Here is a 25,110-nt window from a genome sequence, read left to right as displayed (position 1 = left end):
CGGGGCCGTCTAGCGTTAATCACTGGCGACAGGCTTTACTGAAGTTCCTTCAACCAGGTGTCGTCCTTGAACCACTTGGTGTAGATCTTGTCATAGGTGCCGTCGGCCTTGATTTCCTCCAGGAAGTTATTGAGGAATGCCAGCATCTTGGGATTGCCTTTGCGCACGGCCCAGCCGATACGCTCCTCCGTGAAGGGTTCATCGAGAAAGACCAGCTTGCCCTGACCCTTTTCGGCGAAGGCCACCGCATTGTAGGGGGAATCGTAGATGAAAGCGTCTATTTTGCCACTGACGACCTCCATGACGGCCTCCTGCTCGGTCTCGTAGGAGAAGTACTGGGCTTTGGGGAAAGTCTCCTTGGCGGCGAACTCACCCGTCGTGCCCAGCTTGGAGGCGATCTTGTACTTGGGATCGTTGAGGGCCTTGTAAGAAGTCACTTCGCCGGCGAGGTCCTTGCGCAGCAGCACCGTCTGGCCGATGATGATATAGGGCTTGGCGAAGTCCACCACTTCGGCCCGTTCGTCGGTGATGGTCATGCCGCTCATGATGATATCGAATTTGCCGGTCATCAGCGAAGGGATGATGCCGTCCCAGGCCGTGCTGACCAGTTCCAGTTTGACGCCGAGCTTTTTGGCCATCCGCTTGGCCACGTCGGGGTCGAAGCCGATGATCTCGCCCTTCTGGTTGGTCAGTTCAAAGGGCATGTAGCCCGGCTCCATGCCGACGCGCAGCACGCCCCTCTCCTTGATGTCATCGAGGGTATCGCCCATGGCGGCGGGAGCAAGGGCCAGCAGAAGCAGCAGGGGGAGCAGCAGCAGAGTCCATCGTTTCATGACATCTCTCCTTGGGGTAAGTGGATAGGAACCTCTTGCAATCAGTAGGATTTTCCTTCATCCAGCAATTCCTGGATAAGCATGGGCGTGTTGCATTCGGGGCAGCGTGGCAGGTCTTCCATGGGCAGATAGACGATCTCGGTGAACCGGCACTTGGGGCAGACCACCTGCACGGGTTCTTTGCGTCCACGATTCATGGAATGGGATCCCTTTCCGGAAGTTCTGGGCCGATGGTATTAAAATGGCTGAACAAGCAGCTTATACCATGCCATAACAAGGTGGACAAGTGCTAAAAGTCACAGCTTTTGGGACTGAAGGGTCGCCTCATTCGACTCGCGCATATTTGGTCCATAAGTAAAAACTCTATACAGAGTCTAGAGAGTTTTCTCGACACTTCCAGGAGTCGGCCTAAAAAGTCGACCTTTTGTTTGCATAAAAAAGCGGTATGCTTTCCTTTGTGACGAAAACACCGGATGGTGGTGTGGTAACAAGGTGTTGCTCACGGACATCGATGAGCGATCAGGATGTCTTTTTTCAACGCCTATTATTGGATGGATTTCATCGTTATTTCAGTGGATTAGCTCTTGACGGCAGCTGCGCATTAAAGCTATATGTGTGGTTCGTTACCCCATGACGCTGTTTTTTTATCTGACCAGGAGGAAAGTATGAGCTTCTATCGTATCAGGTGCGTTGTTTCCATCCTCTGTCTATTTCTCTTTACTCTGACAGCTCCGGCCGGCGCGGCGGAGCCCTTGAAGATAGGGGTGGCCGGCCCCCATACCGGAGACTTGGCCCCCTATGGCATCCCCACCATGGAGGCTGTCCAACTGGTGGTTGACCGGGTGAATACCCAAGGCGGTGTGCTCGGTCACCAGATCGAGCTGCTGCTGCTCGACGACCAGTGCAAGCCCGAAATTGCCACCAACGTGGCAACCCGGCTGGTGTCCCAGGGAGCCTCCCTCGTCATTGGCCACGTCTGCTCCGGCGCCACCAAGGCGGCTCTCGGCATTTACAAAGAAGCGAACGTCATCGTTATCTCCCCCTCCGCCACGACCCCAACCTTGACCCAAAGCGGCGAATATCCCAACTTCTATCGCACCATTGCCTCCGACGACATGCAGGGCAAGCTCGCGGCTGAGTTCGTCACCGGCAAACTTGGCGCCAAGAAGGTCGCCATCATTCATGACAAGGGGGATTACGGCAAAGGGTTCGCCGACTTCGCCCAACAAACCATCGAGCAAGGTGGGCTGGCCAAGGTGGTAATGTATGAAGGGATTACCCCCGGCGCCATGGATTACTCGGCCGTGGTGCAGAAGATCCGGCGCGAAGGGGCGGATGCGGTCATCTTCGGCGGTTATCACCCCGAGGCGTCCAAGCTGGTGGGCCAGATGAAGAAGAAGCGGGTTGACGTCGCCTTCATCGGCCCCGACGGCATCAAGGGGGATGGCTTTCTCGAAATTGCCGGCGCTAACGCCGAGGGCGTATATGCCACCGGCCCCATGGATGTTTCCCGCTTCCCCCTCAACAAAGAGGCCCGTGAAGCCTACAAGGCCAAGTACGGCAAGGAGCCCGGCACCTTTTACGACCAGGGCTACGCCGCCATCCAAGCGGCCCTCAACGCCATCAAGGTGGCGGGCGGCGTCGACTACGCCAAGCTTTCGGAAGCCCTCAAAACCTCCTATGTCGACACGGCGCTGGGCAAGATCCGCTTTGACGCCCGCGGCGACGCCGAAGGGGTCGGCTTTTCCGTCTATCAGGTCAAGGGCGGCCATTTCGTTGAAGTTCAGTAACGTCCAGGGGGACAGGCTCAGGCCTGTCCCCCTTTTTACTGGAGTCGTATGGACTACTTTCTCGAACTTTTTCTCAGCGGCCTGACCCGGGGGAGCATCTACGCCCTCATCGCCCTGGGCTACACCATGGTGTACGGCATCATCCAGCTGATCAACTTCGCCCACGGCGAGGTCTACATGATCGGCGCCTTCGTGGCCCTGATCGTCTCCGGGGTTCTGACCATCTATGGATTTTCCGGGGTGTCCATCCTTATCCTGGCCGCCCTCATCGCCGTCATCTATGCCGCCGCCTATGGCTTCACCCTTGAACGCATCGCCTACCGGCCCCTGCGCAACGCCCCGCGGCTGTCGCCGTTGATCAGCGCCATCGGCATGTCGCTCTTTCTGCAAAACTACGTCCTGCTGGCGCAGACCCCCGACTTTCTCCCCTTTCCGCAACTCGTACCCGATTTCGCCTTTATGGAACCCATTGCCCATATCATGGGCTCGGCTGAGCTGGTGATTCTGGTGACCAGCGCCCTGAGCATGGTCGGCCTGACCGTACTGATCAAGTACACGCGCATCGGCAAGGCGATGCGGGCTACCCAGCAGGATCTCATCATGGCCCGACTGGTGGGGATCAACGTTGACCGGGTCATCTCCATGACCTTCATTATCGGCTCGATTCTGGCGGCCATCGGCGGGGTTCTCGTGGGTTCCTACATTGGGCAGATCAACTTCTACATCGGCTTCATGGCCGGCGTCAAAGCCTTCACGGCCGCGGTGCTGGGCGGTATCGGCAATATCCCCGGCGCCGCCCTCGGCGGCCTGGTGCTGGGACTGGCGGAAGCCTTCGCTGCCGGTTACGTGTCGAGCGCCTACGAGGACGTCTTTGCCTTCGGTGTCCTCGTTCTGATCCTCATCCTGCGACCGGCCGGCCTGCTGGGCAAGGCCATCAAGCAGAAGGTCTGACGGCGGCGGGAGTATAAACCATGTTGGCACACATCAAACATTCTCTCGGCATTGCGCTCTGGTTCATGTTCCTCACCTTTCCCTTCGTGGTGGTGAGGGTCAACACCCTCAAGAACCTGGTGGAGTGGCGCTGGTTTAACGTCCTCTGGGTTGGCCTTGGTGCCTTTGCGCTTTCCTTCATCTGGCGCTGGGCCCTGGCGCGGCGGGCGAAACGTTCGAAAAAGATGGAGATGGGGGAAGAAAATGTGCGGCCGGGAATCGGCCAGCGCATCCTGGAGGAGGCCAAGATCTACCGTCCCCTCATCGGGGCTGTCCTGGCTTTTGCGGTTCTCTTCCCCTGGATCTTTGACGTCTACCAGGTCAACATCATGGTGCTGGCTCTCATTTTCGTCGTTTTGGGTTTGGGCCTCAACATCACCGTCGGGCTGGCCGGCTTGCTCGACCTGGGCTACGTCGCCTTTTTCGCCATCGGAGCCTACACCTACGCCCTGCTCAATACGCAGTTCGGCCTGGGCTTCTGGATCTGCCTCCCTCTGGGCGGGCTGGCCGGCGCTCTACTCGGCACCCTGCTGGGCTTCCCCATTCTCCGGCTGCGCGGTGACTATCTCGCCATCGTCACCCTCGGCTTCGGGTCCATCGCTAAAATCGTCATCGAGAACTGGGAAGTCGTTACCAACGGAGCCAAGGGGATCGCCAATATCGACAGGCCCGGTCTCTTCGGCCTTGACATGAGTATCGAAGGGGCGACGATCTATACCTACTACCTGATGATCCTGCTGGTGTTGTTCACCATCTTCGTCGTCAACCGGCTGAAGGATTCCCGCATCGGCCGGGCCTGGATCGCCCTGCGCGAGGACGAGATCGCCTGCGTAGCCATGGGCATCGACATGGCCCGCACCAAGCTGTCCGCCTACGCCCTCGGCGCCTTCTGGGCCGGTCTGGTGGGGGTCATTTTCGCCGCTCGCAACACCTACATCAACCCCAACAGCTTTACCTTCATGGAGTCGGCCATCGTGCTCTCCATCGTCGTTCTCGGCGGCATGGGCTCCATCGTCGGGGTCATCGTGGCGGCTCTGGTGCTGATCCTCATGCCCGAGTACCTGCGGGCCTTCGCCGACTACCGCATGCTGGTGTTCGGGGCGGTGATGGTGCTGATGATGATCTTCCGGCCCCAGGGGCTGGTCAGCAACATCCGCCGTAAATATGAATATCGCGGTCTCTCCGCAGAACCCGCCGGCAATGGGGAACATGGAAAAACTGCTTGAAGTCAGCAATCTGACCATGGATTTCGGCGGCCTGCGGGCCATTGACGGGGTCGACCTCCAGGTGGGTCCGGGGGAAATCGTCGCCCTGATCGGCCCCAACGGCGCCGGCAAGACGACCTTCTTCAACTGCGTCACCGGCATCTACAAGCCGAGCCGGGGGGATGTCCTCATCCATCCGCCCAAGGGGCAGAGACGCCGTATCAACGGCCTGAAGCCGAACCGGATAACCACTCTCGGCATGGCCCGTACCTTTCAGAACATCCGCCTCTTCCCGGCCATGACCGTGCTTGAAAACGTCATGATCGGCTGCCACTGCCGCACCAGTACCAGCATCCTCGGTGCCATCCTGCGCGGCAAAAAAACGCGGCAGGAAGAGGTCGACACCATCGAGAAGAGCTACCGTCTGCTGCAGAAGGTCGGCCTGGCGTCTTTCGCCAATGAATTCGCCCGCAATCTCCCCTATGGCGCCATGCGCCGTCTGGAAATCGCCCGCGCCATGGCCACCGATCCCTTTCTGCTGCTTCTCGACGAGCCGGCGGCGGGGATGAATCCCCAGGAAACCCGGGTCCTCGATGAACTCATCGTCCGCATCCGCGACGAAGACGGCATGGCCATTCTGCTCATCGAACACGACATGAAGCTGGTTATGAACATCTCCGACCGCATCACGGTCATGGAATACGGCAAGAAGATCGCCGAAGGCGCTCCCCAGGAGATCCGGCACAATCCCCGCGTCATCGAGGCGTACCTTGGAGAGGAAGTCCATGCTTAGCCTGCGCAACGTCCAGACCTACTACGGCAATATCCAGGCCCTGCACGATGTTTCCATCGACATCGCCGAAGGGGAGATCGTCGCCCTCATCGGGGCCAACGGCGCCGGCAAGACCACCACCCTCATGTCCATCTGCGGCATCGTGCCGCCGCGCCGGGGCGAAATCTATTTCAAGGGAGCGCCCATTCACGGCATGAGCCCCGAAAAAATCGTGCAGCTCGGCATCTGCCAGGTGCCGGAAGGACGACGCATCTTCCCCAATATGACGGTCATGGAAAATCTGGAGATGGGGGCCTTTCTGCGCAAGGACAAAGAAAAGGCCCAGCAGGATCTGCAGATCATCCTCGAGCTTTTTCCCATCCTCGCCCAGCGCCGCCATCAGCTCGGCGGCACTCTCTCCGGCGGCGAACAGCAGATGCTGGCCATCTCCCGCGCTCTTATGGCTCGCCTCAGCCTGCTGCTTCTCGACGAACCCTCGCTGGGGTTGGCGCCCCTGATCATCCAGCAGATCTTCGAGATCATTCGCAAGGTCAACAAGGAATACGGCACCACGGTGCTGCTGGTGGAGCAGAACGCCAACCAGGCTCTCAAGCTGGCTGACCGCGGCTATGTTATGGAAAACGGTCGCATCACCCTGGTCGACTCCGCCACAAACCTGCTCAATAACGATGAAGTGAAAAAGGCCTACCTGGGTCTTTAGACCAGCCGGCGGCATGCCGTTTGCATTGATCTCCTCCGGACCACCAGCTTGCCAATTTATTGACACCCGGAGACCCCATGCGACTGCGTACCCGTCTGACCTGGGCCATGCTTGTCATCTTCGCCGTTTCCCTGCTTCTGGTAGAAGTTCTGCGCTACCATGGGGTGGATTGGGAGGTGCGTGAAGTCAAATTGAATGAAGCCCGGGCCCTGCACAGCATGGTCATGGCCACCCGCCAGGTCTATCACCACCAGTTTATCGACAGCGGCCTCCCTCTTACCGACGAGACCCTTGGTTTTCTCCCGGCCCACGCCCTGCTGCGCATCTCCAAGGATTTCTCTACCCGCAATCCAAGCGGTATCAGCTTCAATAACGTCTCGGAAAATCCCCGCAATGCGGATAACCTGGCGGACGATATGGAGCGCCAGGCCATCGCCTATTTTCGCGAAAAGCCCGCCGAAACGGAGCGTCTGCACGTCTATCGGGCAGAATCAGACCAAACGATCTACCATTACGCCACCCCCATCCGGACAGAGACCTACTGCCTCACCTGCCACGGTCAGAATGCTACCGCTCCCGCCAGCATACGGGCCCGCTATGATGCGGGCTATGACTACGGGGTAGGGCAACTTGTCGGTATTTTCAGCATCAAAATGCCGGGAACTTCAGTTAAAACCATGACCAACCGTCTGTTCTGGATGAATTTTGTCGATCATCTGATCGGCTACCTGATTCTTTTCCTCGCTCTTATCACCCTGCTCAGTGTCTTCATTCTGAACCGTTTACGGCCGCTGCGCCAGGCTGCCCTGGCCGTGGCGGCTGGCGACTACCGGATTGCCGTGCCTGAAGGACCTGAGGATGAAATCGGCGAAGTTTCGACGGCATTCAAGGCCATGGCCACGACGATTGAAGAGCGCGAAAAGGCTTTGCGTGAAAGCGAACAGCAGAAACGCGAACTCTCTGACCAGTTGAAAACTCTGCTCGACGGCATTCCTGATGTTCTTCATTTGCTGGACCGTAATTTCAAGATTGTCTGGGCTAACAAGAGTTCGGCCGCTTATATAGATGTCTCCCCAGAGGAGATGGTCGGGAAGATCTGCCATTACATGACCGATAATCCTTGCCTTAACTGCCCGGCTCGAATTACCTTCGCCACGGGCGAAGCGGCGGAGGAGGTCATCTCCACTCCCGATGGCCGCATCTGGGGAGTTAAGACTTTTCCCCTGAAGGATGAGAATGGAACCGTGCGCCAGGTCATCGAGCTGGCCAGCGATATTACCGAAAAGCTCAAGCTGCGCGAAGAGGCCAACCAATCAAGCCGTCTGGCGGCCCTGGGGGAACTGACGGCAGGGGTGGCCCATGAGATCAATAACCCCAACGCTCTCATCCTGCTCAACCTTCCCCTGCTGCAGGACGTCTTCAGCGAATCCCTGCCCATTCTCGATGCTCATTTCCGCGACGCGCCGGATGGTGAGTTCGCCGGCTTTCCCTACAGACGCATGCGCGAGGAAATCCCTCTTGTGCTGGACGAGGTTCAGGGCGGCGCCCGCCGCATCAAGCGCATCGTCGAGGATCTGAAGGAGTTCGTGCGGCGTGAACACTCAGACCGCCACGAGAACTTTTTCCTCCATGAGGCGGTGCAGGCCGCTCTGCGCCTGGTCGCCAACCCCATCCATAAGGCCACCGACCATTTTTCCACGCACTATGCGACGGACCTGCCACCCCTGCATGGCAACATGCAGCGCATCGAGCAGGTCATCATCAACCTGGTGGTCAACGCCTGTCAGGCCCTGCCGGACCGCAACCGCGCCATCAGCATACGCACCTCCTTCGACGCCGCGGCGGCAGAAGTGGTTTTTGAAGTCAGTGATCAGGGGGTGGGCATCGCCCCCGAGAATCTGCCCCGCCTCACCGAATCGTTCTTTACCACGCGGCGCGAAGAGGGGGGCACGGGACTGGGCCTGTCCGTGTCGTCACGCATCGTGCGGGAACACGGCGGCACCCTGTCTTTCGAGTCGACACCGGGGGTGGGGACGCGGGCGATTCTGCGCCTGCCCGTCGCGCCAGAGGAGTAGTTGAAATGCCCATATGCCACAACAAGTCCCTGCTGCTGGTCGATGATGAACCCCTATGGCTGCGGGCACTGAGCCGCACCCTGCAGCGCAGCGGGGGGTTCACCGACATCATCGAATGTCAGGACAGCCGCCGGGTGCTGGGGATTCTGGCCGAGCGTCCGGTGAGTCTGATCCTGCTCGATCTGACCATGCCCCATCTGCCGGGCGATGAACTGCTGCCCCTGCTTGTCGAGCAGTATCCCGAGATCCCCGTTATCGTCAATACGGCCCTCAATCAGGTCGAAACGGCGGTGCAATGCATGCAGCTCGGCGCCTTCGATTTTCTGGTGAAAACATCGGAAGAAGGTCCGCTCCTGGCCGGAATCCATCGCGCCCTGCGCTTTCTCGAACTGCAGGGCGAAAATCGCGCCCTTCAGCAGCAGGTTCTCAACGAAGAGCTGCGCACCCCTGAAGCGTTCAGTCGCATACATACCCAAAACCCACGCATGCTGGCCCTGTTCCGCTACCTTGAAGCGGTGGCGCCGAGCGGGCAGCCGGTTCTCATTACGGGCGAGAGCGGCGTCGGCAAGGAACTGCTGGCCAAAGCCGTTCATCTGCTCAGCCGCAAAGAGGAACCCTGGGTCGCCGTCAATGTAGCAGGGCTCGATGACAATGTTTTCTCCGATACCCTTTTCGGTCATGTGCGCGGCGCCTTCACCGGCGCCGATCAGCAGCGCCCTGGCATGATTGAGCAGGCCGCAGCCGGCACACTCTTCCTCGACGAGATCGGGGATCTCAGCCCCCTGTCGCAAGTCAAGCTCCTGCGTCTGCTGCAGGAGGGTGAGTACCTCCCCCTGGGCAGCGACAAGCTCAAGCGCTGCCGGGCCCGTATCGTGGTGGCCACCAATCAGGACCTGGAGCTGCTGCAGCAGCAGGGGCGTTTTCGCAAGGACCTGTACTACCGGCTGCGCGGGCACCACGCCCAGGTGCCGCCGCTGCGCCAGCGCCGTGACGACCTGGTCCTACTGCTCGAATGCTTTCTGACGGAGGCCGCCGAAGAGTTGGGCAAAAAACGCCCTACGCCACCCCCTGAACTCCTGGCGCTGCTCGGCAGCTATCATTTTCCCGGCAATGTCCGTGAGCTCCGCGCCATGGTCTACGACGCTGTGAGTCTGCACGAATCGGGTAAACTTTCCATGGCGGCCTTCAAAAAGGCCATGGGGGAATCTTACGGCAGGGCGGAGATATCCGGCTCGGGCGAGACGACGGCGGCCGCTGCCACCTGCTCATTTCCCGTAAGGTTGCCCACCATCGAAGAAGCCGCGTCCCAACTGGTGGTCGAAGCCATGCGCCGGGCCAACGGGAATCAGGGCATCGCCGCGGGCATGCTGGGTATATCCCGGCAGGCTTTGAGTAAAAGGCTGAAGAAAAACCCCACCGCTTCCTGATGGAAGGGTGCAACCAGGGTTGCACTGTCAACTTTGGTGGAAATATCGTCTAACACACCAAAAACATTACAAAACATTGATTTTATTTTAAAAAGGCTGCAACCCTGGTTGCAGCCTTTTTGTTTTTATAAAAGAGCTAAACCTATTTAAAACCAATAACTTATAAAGCGTATACGGTTTGGCATTGCCCTTGCTCAAGTAGATGATCATGAAGTGCTGCCAAAGTAGAGGAGTTATGAACCGTCAGATGATTTTGTATTGCGAACAGAATTACACACCGTCCACATCCACCGGGTTTCTTCTGGAGCTGGCCGGCTATCAGGTGGTCTACGTCAAGGGTTTGGAGGAGGCCATCAATTGGCTTTCGCTCTATGGGGATCAGCAGCCGCAACCGGCTATGGTTCTGGTGACGGGCCGCTGGAGCGAGGTGCGCAAATCGAATTTTCTTGAAGGACTGTGCCGCCAGGAAGGGGAGAGACCTCTGCTCTTGCTCGATGTGCAGGGCGGCCTGGCGCGACAGCTGTTCTTCCAGGGGGAATCACTGGCGGAAAAGGAACTCCCCCTGGCCCCTGCGCAGAGCCTGGTCGCCTCGATCCTGGGGCATAAAGTCTCTTCAAAGGAATAAGCCCATTGGAATCATCAAAAAAAGGAAATCTCATGCTGTCACAGATGTCCCGATTCAGTCAGAAGGTTTTCAGCCGGGTCATGCCGCCGCTGCAGAGCGGAACCCAAAAAGCGGCCGAGGCGATTGCCTGTCGGCTGCGTTCCAGGAAGCAGGATCAGGGCGGGGAAGATCCGGCCGGTAACCTGGCCGTCACCGAAGGCGTGATTGAGCTGGAGCAGGTGACCCAGACTCTTATGGCCGACCTGCAGGAAAAGTTCAACGGCCAGTTCGCCAGCATGCGTTCGGAAAATACGCAGGTGCAGGGCATTCTCGACGACGCCATCAACCGACTGGTGCAGGGATTTACCGGTCTTGAACAGCAGACCCGCCAGCAGCAGAACCTGTCGCTGCAGCTGACCGGCAAGGCGGAGAACAACGGTGATTCCCAGGGGGGGAAGCAGACCTTGGCCTCCTTTCTTTCCGAGATCGAGACGGTGCTCCTCGGTTTCGTCGAGGCGGCCGAAAAAAACGGGCAGGTGGCCGAGCGGCTCATCCGCGAGATGCAGCAGACCAATACCCGCTTTTCCTCGGTTCTCAGCCAGTTGGGGGAAATCCGCACCATCGCCCGGCAGACCAACATGCTGGCGCTGAACGCTGCTATTGAGGCGGCGCGAGCCGGCGAGGCGGGGAAGGGTTTTGCCGTCGTCGCCGAAGAGGTGCGCAATCTGTCGGCTCGCTCCAACCGCTTCAGCGACCAGATTGGCGACGCGGTCAGCGGTATTTCCGACGGGCTGGGCGCTGTCGGCGCCGCCATGGAGCAGATGGCCGCCCAGGATGCCCATATGGTGGCTGATGCCCGCGGCCGCGTCTCCGGTCTTTTGCAGAAGAGTCGCGAATTCGACAGCCAGGTGGAACAGTCCGCCGCCCAGATTTCCGCCATCGCCGAGAGCGTCGGCCTGGAGGTGCGCTCCCTGGTGACCTCCCTGCAGTTTCAGGACATGGCCCATCAGGTGCTCGGCCATGTCAACGGTCGCATGGGGGTGCTGGAAGCTGTTCTGAACGACCTCGCCTCCCTGCCTTTGGGGAAAGTTTCGGAGGATGGGGAAGAGGAGGGCGCGGCCGACGGCTGTGCCCGTCTGCGAGCCCTCAGAGATGTGCTCGGACAGGCCGCCATCCTGGTGGAGCAAGCCCAGCACAACCCCGTGTCGCAGAAGACCCTGGATGAAGGCTCCATCGAACTCTTTTAATGATGCCGCCCTGGCGCGGCTTGCAAACTTAGAACATACGGAGGACACATGAAAAAAATTCTGGCAGCAGACGATTCCCGTTCCATTCTGCAAATGGTCAGCTTCACCCTGAAAGGGGCCGGTTACGAGGTGGTGGAAGCCGCCGACGGGCAGGCCGCCTTGACCCAGGCCCAGGGGCAGAGCTTCGATCTGGTCATCACCGATTTGAACATGCCCCACATGGACGGTATTACCCTCATTCAGAATCTGCGGGGACTGCCGGCCTACCGCTTCACCCCCATGCTCATGCTCACCACCGAAGCCGGCGACGACTTCAAGGCCAAGGGCAAGGCCGCCGGTGCTACGGGCTGGCTCGTCAAGCCCTTCGACCCGGCCAAGCTGCTCGGGGTGGTCAAGAAGCTTATCGGATAATTCAGCTGCTGGCCCGACAAGGGGAAACCATGGAACAACAGACATACCGGATTATCGAAGAAGGTGGCGCCAGTGTCGTGCATCTTGGCGGCGCGCTGACCATTCAGGAAATCACCGAACTGAAATTGGTGCTGCAGCAGGCGTTGGGGCAAAACGACCGGGTGGTGGTCGACTGCTCGCAGGCGCAAAAGATGGACTTTCCCTGGCTGCAGCTCCTCTGCTCCGCTCACCGCACTGCAGTGCGGGCTGGAAAATCCCTCGTCCTGACCAACCTGCCCAAGGTGATGCAGGCGCTTAAAGCCGAATCGGGCTTCAACCGCCACTGCAGCTGCCCCCTGAGCGATGCTGAAGCCAACTGTCTCTGGGTGGAGGACGACCATGGCCAATAACGATATCGGCGCCATGATGGAAAGTCAGCGGGCGGCTTTTCGCGAGGAAGCCGGCGAACTGCTGGCCGAGCTGGAAGAGTCCCTCCTCGAACTCGAAGAACGTCCCGAGGATATGGACGTGGTTGGTCGGGTCTTCCGGGCCATGCACACCATCAAAGGATCGGGGGCCATGTTCGGCTTCGAGGCGATTGCCTCCTTTACCCACGAGGTCGAAACGGTCTTTGACCTGGTGCGCACCGGGCAACTGCCCGTTACCCGCGACCTGGTGGATCTGTCCCTGGCGGCCCGGGATCAGATCAAACGGCTGCTGGATGCCGCTGATCCGGCCGCAGCGGATGAGTCACCGGAAGGAGCCAGGCTGATCGGGGCCTTTCGAGCCATGCAGCCGCGGCAGAAAGCGACGGCCAGCAGCCCTAAGGGGGCAGAAAAAGCGGCGGACAAAAAGGCGGATGCCGAAGCCGCCGTTTACCGTATCCGCTTCAAGCCCTTCCCCCAATTGTTGCGAGGTGGCACTAACCCTGTCTGCCTGCTTAACGAACTGCGTGATCTCGGCCCCTGTGAAATCGTGGCGCAGCCGAGTGACATTCCTTTTCTCGATGAACTCGACCCGGAAGAGTGTCATGTTCACTGGGACGTGGTGCTGACGACTGAAGCCGGGCTTGATGCCATTCGCGATGTCTTTATTTTTGTCGAGGATGAAGCTGAAATCCGCATTAACCGCATCGATGATGGGCTCGATCTGGCCGAAGGCCAAACCAGAAGGCTGGGTGAGATTCTGGTCGAACGGGGCGATATAAGCCAGTCGCAGCTGCAGGAACTTCTCGGCCAGCAGCAGAAGATCGGCGAAAAGCTCATTGCGTCCCGCCTGGTCGAACCCGGCCAGGTGACAGCGGCGCTGGCCGAACAGAACCAGGTGCGCCAGCTGCAGGAAAAGCGCAAGCAGGAAGAAGCCCAGAGCAGCCTGCGGGTGCCGGCCGAGAAGCTCGATGCCATGGTCGACCTGGTCGGCGAATTGGTCACCGTGCAGTCGCGCCTGAGCCAGGTGGCGGCGCAGCGTAACGACTCTGACCTGCTGGCCATCGCCGAAGAGGTCGAGCGCCTCACCGCCGAACTACGCGACAATACCCTGAATATCCGCATGCTCCCCATCGGCACCACCTTCAGCAAATTCAAGCGCCTGGTGCGCGATCTCTCCCGCGAACTGGGCAAGGAGATCGACCTGCAGACCAGCGGCGGCGATACGGAACTGGACAAGACTGTCATCGAAAAACTGGGTGATCCCCTCGTCCACCTCATTCGCAACAGCATCGACCACGGCATCGAGTCGCCGGAAAAACGGCAGGCGGCGGGCAAACCTCGCCTGGGCACCATCCATCTTTCCGCCGAGCATTCGGGTGACAGCGTCATCATCCGCATTCAGGACGACGGCGGCGGCCTCAACCGCGAAGCCATCCGGCAGAAGGCCGTCGAAAGGGGCTTGATCAGTGAGGGCGAGGTGCTGGCCGATCACGATCTCTATCAGCTTATCTTCGCGGCCGGTTTCTCTACCGCCACCTCGGTGACCAGCGTCTCCGGCCGTGGCGTCGGCATGGATGTGGTCAAACGGGCCATCGAAGCCCTGCGCGGCAGCCTCGAGATCGACAGTCAACCGGGGGTTGGGGCGCTGATCAGCATCCGGATCCCCCTGACCCTGGCCATTATCGAGAGCCTGCTGGTGCGCCTTGGCGACAGCCATTTTGTGCTGCCCCTCGACGCCATCGAAGAGTGCATCGAGCTGACCGCCGAGACGCGCGGCCAGGCCAAAGGCCGCAGCCTGGTCAACGTCCGTGGCCAGCTCATCCCCTACATTGACCTGCGCCGGCAGTTCGCCGTGGACGGGGAGAGGCCGACTGTCGAACAGGTTGTCATCACCCGTGTCAATCATCAGCAGATCGGCTTCGTGGTCGATCACGTCATCGGCGAGCACCAGACTGTCATCAAGTCCCTGGGGCGTTTCTATCGCGGGATCGAGGGTGTTTCCGGCGCCACCATCCTCGGCGACGGCTCCGTGGCTCTCATCCTCGATATCGCCTCTCTGCTCAAGGCGGTGGAACAGGAAAAACAGTTAGAAAACCGTAAATAGACAGAGTCCCATATATCGAAACAGGAAGGAGTACCTATGAGTGTGGAAAACGGCATGGAGACCAACCAGTACCTGACCTTCAGGCTGGATGGCGAAGTCTTTGCCCTGGGTATCGACAAGGTGCGCGAGGTGCTCGACTTCACCGAAATGACCAAGGTGCCGCAAACGCCCGAGTTCATGCGCGGGGTCATCAACCTGCGCGGTAACGTGGTGCCAGTGGTGGACATGCGCCTCAAGTTCGGCATGGCCCGAACGGAGAAGACCGTCAACACCTGCATCATCATCACCGAGATCGACCTGGAGGGGGAGACCACCGTCATCGGCGCCCTGGCCGATTCGGTACAGGAAGTGCTCGATCTGGAGCCCGATCAGATCGAGCCGCCCCCCCGCATCGGCACGCGGCTGCGTACCGAGTTCATCAAGGGGATGGGCAAGAGTGACGAACAGTTCATCATTATTCTTGACATTGATCGGGTCTTTTCCAACGACGAGCTGTCGGTCGTTTTTGGAGCAGAAAACCAAGTATAGGTTTTAAGGCGCAATATCTAATACCTACTTTTGATTCTTAGAAAGGAGAGTCAAACATGTTTAACAATCTGAAACTTGGAACCAAAATTGGCGGCGGCTTTCTTGCGGTCGTGCTGATTTTTCTCATTTCTCTGGGGATTTTCCAATCCACCCTAACTATGTTCAAAACGGAGAATGATCGCCTCCTTGAATATGTGATTGGGTCAGAGATAGCTTCGATTCAAATCAGTCACTCAATGTTGGAGTCCCGTCGCGCAGAAAAAGATTTTATTTTGCGCAAGGATCTCAAGTACCGTGAGGCGGTGACAAAAAAGGTCAAGGAGATCACCGGTCTCAGTGCAAAATTGCACGATATGCAAAAAAAACTAGGCAATGATGCTTTGGCCCAAAAAGCAGCCAATATTGCCCAATATGCCTTAACCTACCAAGATGGATTCAATAGCTTGGTTGATGGCTGGGTGACCATGGGACTGGACGAAAACTCGGGATTGCAGGGGGGTTTTCGCAAGGCTGCTCACACCGTTGAAAAGTATATCGAGGATTTGAAAAATTCAGAAATAGAAATTCTCTATTTAGATCTACGCAAAGATGAAAAAGACTATTTATTAAGGGGAGATGGTAAATATATCACAGGCGTAGAAAAGACTATAGGCACTATAACAAGTGCGCTGAATGGCTCAAATGCTGGGGAAGAACTGAAAAAATCTATGTTGGCGGGCTTGCAGCAGTATCATGCTGATTTTAAAAACCTGGTTGCCAAAAAAACCGAAGTGGCCGACCTAGAAAACCAGATGAGAGAAGCTGTCCACAAAATCGAGCCTCTGATTGATGAAATACTGTTGGAGATTACCGAAAATAAGGCTACCGAACAGTCAATTCTGGCTTCAAATTTGTCGAAACAATCGATGTTTGCCCTCACGTCAGGAGGGGCTGCTCTAGTTCTGGCAATTTTTGTTGCGTTTCTGATAACGCGAGCTATCACTAAACCAATTTTTAAAGGTGTTAAATTTGCCGAAAGTATCGCCAAGGGTGATTTGACGCAGCGGCTGGATATCGTTCAAAACGATGAGATTGGTAATCTGGCTTCCGCTTTAAACACGATGGTGGACAAGCTTAAGGATGTTGTTGCGAACGTTAAATCTGCTTCCAACAATGTCGCGTCCGGCAGCCAAGAGCTCTCTGCCTCGTCCGAAGAAATGAGTCAGGGGGCCACCGAGCAGGCTGCCGCCGCCGAGGAGGCCAGCAGCTCCATGGAGCAGATGGCCGCCAACATCCGGCAGAATGCCGACAACGCCCTGCAGACGGAGAAGATCGCCACCCAGTCGGCCCAGGACGCCCAGGAAGGCGGCAAGGCCGTGGCCGAGACCGTATCGGCCATGAAGGATATCGCCGCTAAAATCAGCATTATCGAAGAGATCGCCCGGCAGACCAACCTGCTGGCCCTGAACGCCGCCATCGAGGCCGCCCGGGCCGGGGAACATGGCAAGGGTTTCGCCGTGGTCGCCGCCGAGGTGCGTAAACTGGCCGAGCGCAGCCAGCATGCCGCCGCCGAGATCAGCGACCTGTCGAGCAGCAGCGTTGAAGTGGCGGAAAAAGCTGGTGATATGCTGAAACGCATGGTGCCCGATATTCAGCGTACGGCCGAGCTGGTGCAGGAGATTGCCGCTGCCAGCAAGGAGCAGGATGCCGGTGCCGAGCAGGTCAACAAGGCCATCCAGCAGCTCGATCAGGTCATTCAGCAAAACTCTTCTGCCTCGGAAGAGATGGCCTCGACCTCGGAAGAGCTCAACAGCCAGGCCGAACAGCTGCAGCATACCATCTCGTTTTTCACGGTTGACAGCAGTGATGGTGCCCGCGTTGCTACCCGAGCTCTGCCTTCTCCTGTTGCCACCAAAGGGGCCATGGGCAAGCCGGCCGCCAAGGCTTCCGCGCCGAAAACGGCCGGCAAGGGTCTGCAGCTGGACATGGGGTCGGGCAGCGACAAGCTGGACGACGAGTTCGAGCGCTTCTAGCCTGAGGAGTCGCCCCCGGCGTAGCGTCGCCGGGGGCGACCATAGGAGATACGGGTGAAATCAGGCCTTTCCACCAAAACCTTCAACGAGCTCAGCCATTTTATCTACGATGAGCTGGGCATTAAGATGCCGCCGGGCAAGAAGACCATGCTTGAGGGGCGTCTGACCAAGCGCATGCGCGCTCTGGGCCTGGACAACCACGACGACTACTGCCGCCATGTCTTCAGCGAAGAGGGACAGAGCGAAGAGCTGGTCCATCTTCTTGATGCGGTCACCACCAATAAGACCGACTTTTTTCGGGAGCCAAGCCATTTCGATTACCTGACCGCCACTACCTTGCCTGAACTGGCTCGCACCTATGGGGCCGGAATGCGCCGCCGGCTGCGTCTCTGGAGCGCCGGCTGTTCCACCGGGGAGGAGCCCTATACCCTGGCCATGGTGCTGAGTGACTATGCCGAGGCGGTGCCGGGTTTCAATTTTGACATCTTCGCTACGGACATCAGTACCCGTGTGCTGGAAAAGGCGCGCCGGGCCGTGTACGAAAAGCGTCTGATCGCCCCGGTCAGTCCCGCTTTCCGCAAGAAGTACCTGCTCAAGAGCAAGGACCCAGACAGCCCCCTGGTGCGCATCGTTCCCAAGCTGCGGGCCCAGGTGACTTTCGGTCGCTTGAATTTCATGGATGACGACTTCGGCTGGCCCGAGCCCATGGATATCATCTTCTGCCGCAACGTCATCATCTACTTCGACAAGCCGACGCAGGAGCAGCTCATGAACCGTTTCTGCCGTTATCTGCGCCCCGGCGGCTATCTTTTCCTCGGCCACTCCGAATCGCTGCATGGCTACAACGTGCCCTTGAAACAGGTCGCCCCCACCGTGTACAGGTTTATGCGATGACCACCTTCGCCCCGCCGCCCAATGCGTTCTTCCTGATGCCCGCCGAGCTGCTCATCCTCAGCGAACCGGCCCTGGTGTCCACCATTTTGGGATCGTGCGTGGCGGTGACGTTCTTCCATAAACGCACAGGCCTGGCGGCTATTTGTCATGCTCTGCTTCCATCCAGCACGACGGAGGACTGCTTCAAGTTTGTCAACTGCGCCCTGGCCCACATGCTTGACCAGTTCGAAAGTCGCAAGATTCTGCGCCGTGAGATCGAGGTCAAGGTTTTCGGTGGCGCCGATGTGCTGGCAACCTCCGGCGGTTTTTCCGGCGGCACCGTGGGGACCAAAAATATCCGGGCGGCTTTTGACTTTATCAAGGGGGCGGGGCTGCGTGTCGCTTCCTCCGATACGGGCGGAAAGCAGGGGCGCAAGATTCTATTTCATTCGCATACCGGGGAAGTCTGGCTTAAGCGCCTGGGGCAGGGAGGGCGGTCATGAAGAAAAAAATCCGCGTGCTCATCGTCGACGACTCGGCCCTGGTGCGTCAGACCCTGTCCGATCTGCTCGCCTCCGATCCGCAGATCGAGGTCATGGCCACGGCGGCCGACCCCTTTATCGCCTCCGACCGCCTGAAGGAGGAGATCCCCGACGTTATCACCCTTGACGTCGAGATGCCGCGCATGGATGGCATCACCTTTTTGCAGAAGATCATGAGCCAGCACCCCATTCCGGTGGTCATCTGCTCCAGCCTCACCGGCCAGGGGACGGAGACGGCCCTCAGGGCTCTGGAATACGGCGCCGTGGAGATCATCGAGAAGCCCCGTCTGGGGACGCGGCAGTTTCTGGAAGAATCCCGCCTGCGTATCTGCGATACGGTCAAGGCCGCCGCCTCGGCCCAGCTGCACCGCCTCAGCGAGCGCAGCATCAAGTCGGCTCCCAAGCTGACCGCCGACGCCGTGCTGCAGAAGCCGGCCTCGGGCGCCATGCTGCAGACGACCGAAAAGGTGGTGGCCGTCGGCGCCTCCACGGGCGGCACCGAGGCGTTGCGGGTCTTTCTGCAGGCTTTGCCCATGGACAGCCCCGGTGTGGTCGTGGTACAGCACATGCCGGAGAATTTCACGGCCAACTTCGCCAAGCGTCTCGACAGCCTCTGCGCCGTCTCCGTCGCCGAAGCCAAAGATGGCGATTCGGTGCTGCGCGGCCACGTGCTCATCGCCCCCGGCAACCACCATATGCTGCTCAAGCGCAGCGGCGCCCGCTACTATGTACAGATCAAGGATGGTCCCCTGGTCAGCCGTCACCGTCCCTCCGTCGATGTGCTCTTCCGCTCGGCGGCGCGCTATGCCGGCAAAAACGCCGTCGGGGTGATCATGACCGGTATGGGGGACGACGGCGCCCGCGGCATGCTCGAACTCAAAGAGGCCGGCGCCGTCACCTTCGCCCAGGATCAGGCCACCTGCGTCGTCTTCGGCATGCCGCAGGAGGCGATAAAAATGGGGGGGGTGGACAAGGTGATGCCTCTCGAAGGGCTGGCCCCGGCGGTGTTGAGGGTCTGTCTGTAAGTCGTGTCAATGCCATGCAATAAACCGGTTGGATAGGAAAAGAGTTTCTTATGCCCCAGATGGATCAGCAAACACCGAAGCAGACGCAGGGACGTAAAACCCCACGGATCAGCCATGTGCTGGGTTTGGTCAACGTGACGCTGTTTATTCTGGCGAGCCTGGCCCTGGTGGCTTTTGTCAATTACGGCATGCGAAGCCATGCCCTCGAGGAGGCTCGGAATCGGGCCCAGGTTATTCTGCAGCGCAACCTGGCCGTCCATCAGTACTTCAACAGCAAGCTTAAGCCCCGACTCTTTGAGAGACTGGAACAGAGCGGTCCTGTCGACCCGGCCTATTTTGATCCGACCTGGATGTCTTCTACCTATGCCGTGCGTGAAATCAACCGGATATTTTACGGCAACGTGGAAAATAACGACGGACTCTACTACAAAGAGGCGGCAATCGATGCCCGCAGTCCGCACAATGAAGCGGATCAGCATGAGAAAGCGTTTCTGGAGGCCCTGCGCCAGGAGCCGAGCCTCAACGAGTGGTCGGGGGTGCGGGAAATAGGCGGTAACCCTTTTTTCGAGGTTCTGGTGCGTGGCGAGACGATGGAAACCCCCTGCCTACGCTGTCACCTCGATCCCCAAATGGCCCCCGCCGACCTCGTGGCCCGCTACGGGCCGGAGAGGAGCTTCGATCGCTTTGAAGGGCAGCTGGTCTCGGCGCTGTCCGTTCGCATCCCCCTGGCAGAAGCCTATGCCGGCGCCGACCGGTTTTCCCGTGCCCTCTACGGGGTTATCGGCGGCGTCCTTGTTGTGCTTTTCTCTTTGCAGTGGTTCCTGTCCCGACGTCTGCTCATCACCCCCCTGAAGACCATTCGGAGCAAGGTCGTCCAGATTGCCCATGAAGATTCATGTTTGGGGGAACAGGTCGGCGACTTTGCTACCCGCGAACTCAATGAAGTCGCCGCCGCTTTCAACAGCCTGTCCACCAACCTCAAGGTCAGCCGGGATACCCTGGAATCACAGGTGGCTCAGCGCACTGAAGAACTGAATCAAACCAATCGCCTGCTGGAGGAAGATATTCAGGAGCGCCAGGCGGTGGAAGATGCCCTGCGGGAATCGAGCGAATTCAACGCCAGCATCATCAACAGTCTGCATGACGCTTTGATTGTCATTGATGCCCAGGATTACCGCATTCTGGCTGCCAATGAGGTGTTTTTGCAGGAGACCGGTTTTGAGCATGAGCAGGACGTGTTAGGTCGCACCTGCCATGGCGTCATCCACGGATTTTCCTCCCCCTGTTTCAATGACGGCCGTGACTGCTCCCTGGTACGCAGTGCCGCCGCCGGTGAGAAGGTCGTGGTCGAGAGCGAGGAGCAGACGCCTGCGGGAACCCGCTTTAAGGAGGTCGTCGCTGTCCCCATTAAGGCGGCCGACGGTCAGATCCGCCAGATTATACACATTTCCCGCGACGTGACGGAACGCAAAGAGGCGGAAAGCCGCATCCGCGAACTGGCTTATTTCGATGCCCTCACCGGACTGCCCAATCGCCGCCTCTTCATGGACCGCTTGTGGCAATCGATGAAAATGGTCCAGCGCCGCGAGAAAAAACTGGCGGTGCTCTTCGTCGATCTCGACCGCTTCAAAAATATCAACGATTCCCTTGGTCATCAGGTGGGTGACGAACTATTAGTCCGCGTGGCGCGGCGATTGGAAGAGTGTACCCGCAATATGGATACCGTGGCGCGCCTCTCCGGCGACGAATTCGCCATTATTCTCGAAGACGTCGAACATGACGACAGCCCGGCGATTTTTGCCCAGCGAATTCTCGATATCTTTGCCGATCCTTTACAGGTGGGAGAACATCAGACTTACACCTCCTGCAGTATCGGCATCGCCCTTTTCCCCCGTGACGCCGAGGACGCCGACACCCTGCTGAAAAACGCCGATATCGCCATGTACGAAGCCAAGCGCCTGGGACGTAATCGCTATCACTTTTTCGCCGAGGCCATGAACGGTCTGGCCCTGAAGCGACTTGAGCTGGAAAACGGCATCCGCCGGGCCCTGCTCAACGATGAATTCTTTCTCTGCTTTCAGCCCCAGATCAACCTGGAGACAGGGCGCATCACCTGTCTGGAGGCTCTGGTGCGCTGGCAGGATCCGGTGAAGGGCCTGGTCTCCCCCGGGGAATTCATCCCCCTGGCCGAAGAGACGGCGCTGATTCTGGCCATTGACGAATGGGTGTTGTACAACGCCTGCCGCCAGTGCCGCACCTGGCGAGAAAACGGCAATCCCGAGGTGAAGGTGGCGGTGAATATTTCGGGAATGCAGTTCAAACAGCCGAAATTCATCGACCTGATCGACCGTGTCCTGGCGGAAACGGGACTCCCCTCCGACTGCCTGGAGTTGGAGTTGACCGAAGGTCACCTGATGGACAACATCGAAAGCACCATCATGACTCTCACGGATTTGAAGGTGCGCGGTATCACTCTGGCCATCGACGACTTCGGCACCGGTTACTCGTCCCTGAGCTATCTGAAAAATTTCCCCATCGACCGGGTGAAGATCGATCAATCCTTCGTGCGCCGCCTCCCCGAGGATGGCAGCGACAAGGCCATCGTCGAAGCCATCCTGGCCCTGGCCCGCAGTCTCGACCTGAAGGTCATCGCCGAGGGGGTCGAAACCCTGATTCAGCTCGACTATTTGAAAACCAGAGACTGCCTGGAGATGCAGGGGTACTTCTTCTGCCGCCCCTGCCGGGTAGAAGACCTGGCGCTATTGCTGCAAAAGGCCATCCCTTATGAAGAATTCATGGGCCGCGCTGTGATAGCCGGTCGCTGAAGGGAAAGACAAAAAACCGCCACAAATTGACGGTTATTTGACTTTAATGCTTCGCAACCTGCTGAAAAAGGGGCGGAATTGCTTTAATTCATGGCACCATGTTTGCTTAACGGGTACCATGATCCACTGGATTTTTAGACTTTTGCTGTTTTTTGGAAAACGATACGGGAGGTAGACTGGTTTATGAAAATTTTTGCAAAACTCACGGGTTCGTTCGTCATCGTCGCCCTCATCTGCGCCTTTGTCGGGGCGGTGGGCTGGTTCGGCATCCGCGCCACCGAAGGGTCGCTGCGGGATCAGGCTGAGGTCAATGTGCCTGCCCTGCGGGGCCTGGCGCTGATGATGGAGGGGATGAACGCCATCAAATCGGCGGAACGTACCATGGTGATCGCCAGTATTTCCGCCAAAGACCGTCAGCGTGAAATCGAAAACCTTGAGAAGCGCTGGAGTAAGTTCGAAGAGGGGTACAATCTGTATGGCAACCTGTCCCATTCTGAGGAAGAAGCGGCCCTCTGGAAGCGTTTCGGGGCGGCCCTGGAAGCCTGGAAGGGGGAGCATGCCAAGCTGGTGGAACTGGCCTCGCGTGTGAAGCTTGATGACGTGGAAACATTGGAAGCCATTCTGGTGGCCCGCCAGCTCGATCATGTCAAATGGGTCGGCACGCTGGATATGAGCATTGCCCAGGGTGCTCAGTTCAAAAAACAGATGGATCCGACTTTGTGCGCCATGGGCAAGTGGATGGCGACCTTTACTTCGGACGATCCCCATTTTAACAGCATCATCGCCAAATTCCACGAACCCCACAACCGCCTGCACGGCTATGGCGGGCAGATCAATAAATTGCTGGCCACCGGTAAGAGCCGTGCCGCCAGGGCGCTTTTCGACGCCGAGGTCGTGCCGACCCTGGCCGCCATTGAAACGGTCTTCCATGAGGCGCTTGCCGATGTGCGGGAGAATGTCGGTTTTCTGGAGCAGGCTGTAGCGGTGGCCTTTGGCAGCGAACGCCAGGCTTTTTCTGCTGTGGAAAAGTTGCTTGAACAGATCATGATTATCGACACCGAGCAATCGGCTGCAGACAGCGCTGCCGCCCAAGCCGGAGCCGCCACGGCCCGCAGTGCCATGGTGGTGGCGGTGATTCTGGCCATCATTCTAGCCGTCACCCTGGGCCTGCTTATCTCCCGTGATATTTCGAGAGCCATGAAACGTGCGGTGGCCATGATTCAAGGGCTGGAGCGGGGTCATCTTGGCGAGCGCCTGCGCATGCAGCGCCAGGACGAAATCGGTGAGATGGCTGCGGCGATGGATGGCTTTGCCGACAGCCTGCAGGGTGAGGTGGTGGCTTCCTTGCAGAAACTGGCCGATGGCGACCTCACCTTCGAGGTGCACCCGCGCGATGAGCAGGATGTCATTCGCCGCGCCCTCAGCCAGGTGGGCGAAGACCTCAACAATATTCTGGCCCAGATTCATGTGGCCGGTTCGCAGATGGCTTCTGGCAGCGCCCAGGTCGCCGATTCAAGTCAGTCCCTCTCACAGGGGGCGACGGAGCAGGCCAGTTCACTGGAGCAGATTACCAGTTCCATGGCCGAGCTGGCTTCCCAGACCCGTCTCAACGCCGAAAACGCCAGCCAGGCCAATCAACTGGCTACGACAGCCCGCGGTGCCGCCCAGAATGGCAACGACCAGATGCAGCAGATGGTGGCGGCAATGAACGACATCAACGCCTCGGGCGAGAGCATTTCCCGCATCATCAAGGTCATCGATGAAATCGCCTTCCAGACCAACCTGCTGGCCCTGAACGCCGCCGTCGAAGCGGCTCGTGCCGGCCAGCACGGTAAGGGCTTCGCCGTCGTGGCGGAAGAGGTACGCAATCTGGCGGCCCGCAGTGCCAAGGCGGCCGCCGAAACGGCCGAGCTCATCGAGGGGTCGGTGAAGAAAGCCCAGAACGGTTCGGAAATCGCCGACCGCACCGCCGCCGCCCTGGGCGAGATCGTGACCGGCATTTCCAAGGCGACAGACCTGGTGGCCGAGATTGCCGCCGCCTCCAACGAGCAGGCCCAGGGCATCGCCCAGATCAATCAGGGGTTGGGCCAGATCGACCAGGTCACCCAGCAGAATACGGCCAACGCCGAAGAGAGCGCCGCCGCCGCCGAAGAGCTGTCGAGCCAGGCCGCCCAACTGCAGCAGATGCTCGCGCGCTTTTCTCTGAAGAACCTTGGTCAGGATTACGCCGAACCCGTCCGGGCAATCAAGCCCTCCTTGAGCCTTCCCCCGTCGTCTTCATCCAGGCCCGCGTCAGTTACGAAGCCGACGCCGTCTAGCGGCTGGGATGCCAAGCCGTCACCGGCCGCCTCAAAAGATCAGCATGCTTCGCAGGTCATCGCCCTGGATGACGAGGAGTTCGGGCGTTACTGATCCTTGTTTTTTAGTCGAATCTTTTAAGAAGGGCCGGTTTTGCCGGCCCTTTTTTTATAGACCTCGCACCACCAAGTCACGAAGACACCAAGAAAATCGTACAACCTCCCAAAGGCAGGATATCCAAACTGATTCTATTTAGGCAACGCTTGGAGGTTTCTTGGTGCCTTGGTGTCTTCGTGGTGAAAAGGTCTTGAAAATAATGGATTGCGCCTCGGTTTTCCTTGTGCAGCAAAGTTTTTGCATGCCACCCATTCCCTCGCGGGAATTTTATGCTACCCTTTTCCAAATAGTGAAAAGGATTGAA

The 25,110-nt window shown here is 58.6% G+C and carries 21 protein-coding genes; 19 read left to right on the top strand and 2 right to left on the bottom strand.

The features are described from left to right. Positions 1–35: 35 nt before the first annotated feature. The gene (locus tag AOP6_RS12540; RefSeq protein ID WP_155877092.1) at positions 36–833 is read right to left on the bottom strand and encodes a transporter substrate-binding domain-containing protein; all 798 of its coding nucleotides are present in this window, start codon (positions 831–833) and stop codon (positions 36–38) included. 41 nt (positions 834–874) lie between these two features. After that, entirely contained in the window at positions 875–1,030 is a 156-nt protein-coding gene (locus tag AOP6_RS12535; protein ID WP_213194591.1) for a hypothetical protein, read from the bottom strand. Positions 1,031–1,498: 468 nt separating this feature from the next. Between AOP6_RS12535 and AOP6_RS12530 the strand changes: the two genes are divergently transcribed. From AOP6_RS12530 to AOP6_RS12440, 19 genes are all read left to right on the top strand, one after another. After that, a complete protein-coding gene (locus tag AOP6_RS12530) occupies positions 1,499–2,623 on the top strand; it encodes a branched-chain amino acid ABC transporter substrate-binding protein (protein ID WP_155877091.1) in 1,125 nt (374 codons plus the stop codon). Positions 2,624–2,671: 48 nt separating this feature from the next. After that, the gene (locus tag AOP6_RS12525) at positions 2,672–3,574 is read left to right on the top strand and encodes a branched-chain amino acid ABC transporter permease LivH (protein ID WP_155877090.1); all 903 of its coding nucleotides are present in this window, start codon (positions 2,672–2,674) and stop codon (positions 3,572–3,574) included. A 20-nt stretch (positions 3,575–3,594) separates the two neighbouring features. Then, positions 3,595–4,839 carry a branched-chain amino acid ABC transporter permease gene (locus tag AOP6_RS12520; RefSeq protein WP_225897291.1) on the top strand — a complete coding sequence of 415 codons (1,245 nt, stop codon included), beginning with the start codon at positions 3,595–3,597 and terminating at the stop codon, positions 4,837–4,839. Beyond that, positions 4,823–5,611, top strand: a complete 789-nt coding sequence (locus AOP6_RS12515) for an ABC transporter ATP-binding protein (protein WP_155877089.1) — start codon at positions 4,823–4,825, stop codon at positions 5,609–5,611. The genes AOP6_RS12520 and AOP6_RS12515 overlap by 17 nt, the downstream gene beginning before the upstream one ends. Then, entirely contained in the window at positions 5,604–6,311 is a 708-nt protein-coding gene (locus tag AOP6_RS12510) for an ABC transporter ATP-binding protein (RefSeq protein WP_155877088.1), read from the top strand. The genes AOP6_RS12515 and AOP6_RS12510 overlap by 8 nt, the downstream gene beginning before the upstream one ends. 77 nt (positions 6,312–6,388) lie before the next feature. After that, on the top strand, positions 6,389–8,386 hold the full coding sequence (locus AOP6_RS12505; protein WP_155877087.1) for a DUF3365 domain-containing protein: 1,998 nt from the start codon (positions 6,389–6,391) through the stop codon (positions 8,384–8,386). A 5-nt stretch (positions 8,387–8,391) separates the two neighbouring features. Continuing rightward, a complete protein-coding gene (locus AOP6_RS12500; RefSeq protein ID WP_155877086.1) occupies positions 8,392–9,813 on the top strand; it encodes a sigma-54 dependent transcriptional regulator in 1,422 nt (473 codons plus the stop codon). 235 nt (positions 9,814–10,048) lie between these two features. Beyond that, entirely contained in the window at positions 10,049–10,438 is a 390-nt protein-coding gene (locus AOP6_RS12495; protein ID WP_155877085.1) for a hypothetical protein, read from the top strand. A gap of 32 nt (positions 10,439–10,470) precedes the next feature. After that, positions 10,471–11,664, top strand: a complete 1,194-nt coding sequence (locus AOP6_RS12490) for a methyl-accepting chemotaxis protein (RefSeq protein WP_155877084.1) — start codon at positions 10,471–10,473, stop codon at positions 11,662–11,664. Between the two features lie 48 nt (positions 11,665–11,712). Further along, on the top strand, positions 11,713–12,075 hold the full coding sequence (locus tag AOP6_RS12485; protein ID WP_155877083.1) for a response regulator: 363 nt from the start codon (positions 11,713–11,715) through the stop codon (positions 12,073–12,075). Between the two features lie 29 nt (positions 12,076–12,104). Then, positions 12,105–12,464, top strand: a complete 360-nt coding sequence (locus tag AOP6_RS12480) for an STAS domain-containing protein (protein WP_155877082.1) — start codon at positions 12,105–12,107, stop codon at positions 12,462–12,464. Between the two features lie 13 nt (positions 12,465–12,477). Continuing rightward, positions 12,478–14,586 (top strand): chemotaxis protein CheA, encoded by a 2,109-nt coding sequence (locus tag AOP6_RS12475; protein WP_213194852.1) that lies wholly within the window; start codon positions 12,478–12,480, stop codon positions 14,584–14,586. Between the two features lie 36 nt (positions 14,587–14,622). After that, complete coding sequence (locus AOP6_RS12470; RefSeq protein WP_155877081.1) at positions 14,623–15,114, top strand: chemotaxis protein CheW; 492 nt, start codon at positions 14,623–14,625, stop codon at positions 15,112–15,114. Positions 15,115–15,170: 56 nt separating this feature from the next. Then, positions 15,171–17,126: a methyl-accepting chemotaxis protein gene (locus AOP6_RS12465; protein ID WP_225897290.1), complete on the top strand. Its 1,956-nt coding sequence runs from the start codon at positions 15,171–15,173 to the stop codon at positions 17,124–17,126. A 54-nt stretch (positions 17,127–17,180) separates the two neighbouring features. Beyond that, positions 17,181–18,020 carry a protein-glutamate O-methyltransferase gene (locus AOP6_RS12460; protein ID WP_225897289.1) on the top strand — a complete coding sequence of 280 codons (840 nt, stop codon included), beginning with the start codon at positions 17,181–17,183 and terminating at the stop codon, positions 18,018–18,020. After that, a complete protein-coding gene (locus AOP6_RS12455) occupies positions 18,017–18,502 on the top strand; it encodes a chemotaxis protein CheD (protein ID WP_155877080.1) in 486 nt (161 codons plus the stop codon). The genes AOP6_RS12460 and AOP6_RS12455 overlap by 4 nt, the downstream gene beginning before the upstream one ends. After that, positions 18,499–19,566: a chemotaxis response regulator protein-glutamate methylesterase gene (locus AOP6_RS12450; protein WP_155877079.1), complete on the top strand. Its 1,068-nt coding sequence runs from the start codon at positions 18,499–18,501 to the stop codon at positions 19,564–19,566. Before AOP6_RS12455 ends, AOP6_RS12450 begins: the two co-directional genes overlap by 4 nt. 50 nt (positions 19,567–19,616) lie before the next feature. Continuing rightward, on the top strand, positions 19,617–22,391 hold the full coding sequence (locus AOP6_RS12445) for an EAL domain-containing protein (RefSeq protein ID WP_155877078.1): 2,775 nt from the start codon (positions 19,617–19,619) through the stop codon (positions 22,389–22,391). Between the two features lie 183 nt (positions 22,392–22,574). Continuing rightward, positions 22,575–24,803 carry a methyl-accepting chemotaxis protein gene (locus AOP6_RS12440; RefSeq protein WP_155877077.1) on the top strand — a complete coding sequence of 743 codons (2,229 nt, stop codon included), beginning with the start codon at positions 22,575–22,577 and terminating at the stop codon, positions 24,801–24,803. Positions 24,804–25,110 lie beyond the last annotated feature (307 nt).

Origin of the sequence: Desulfuromonas sp. AOP6, from assembly GCF_009731355.2 — a bacterium.
Taxonomy (GTDB): Bacteria; Desulfobacterota; Desulfuromonadia; order Desulfuromonadales; family SZUA-540; genus SZUA-540.
This window is presented reverse-complemented; position numbering and strand designations above follow the sequence as displayed.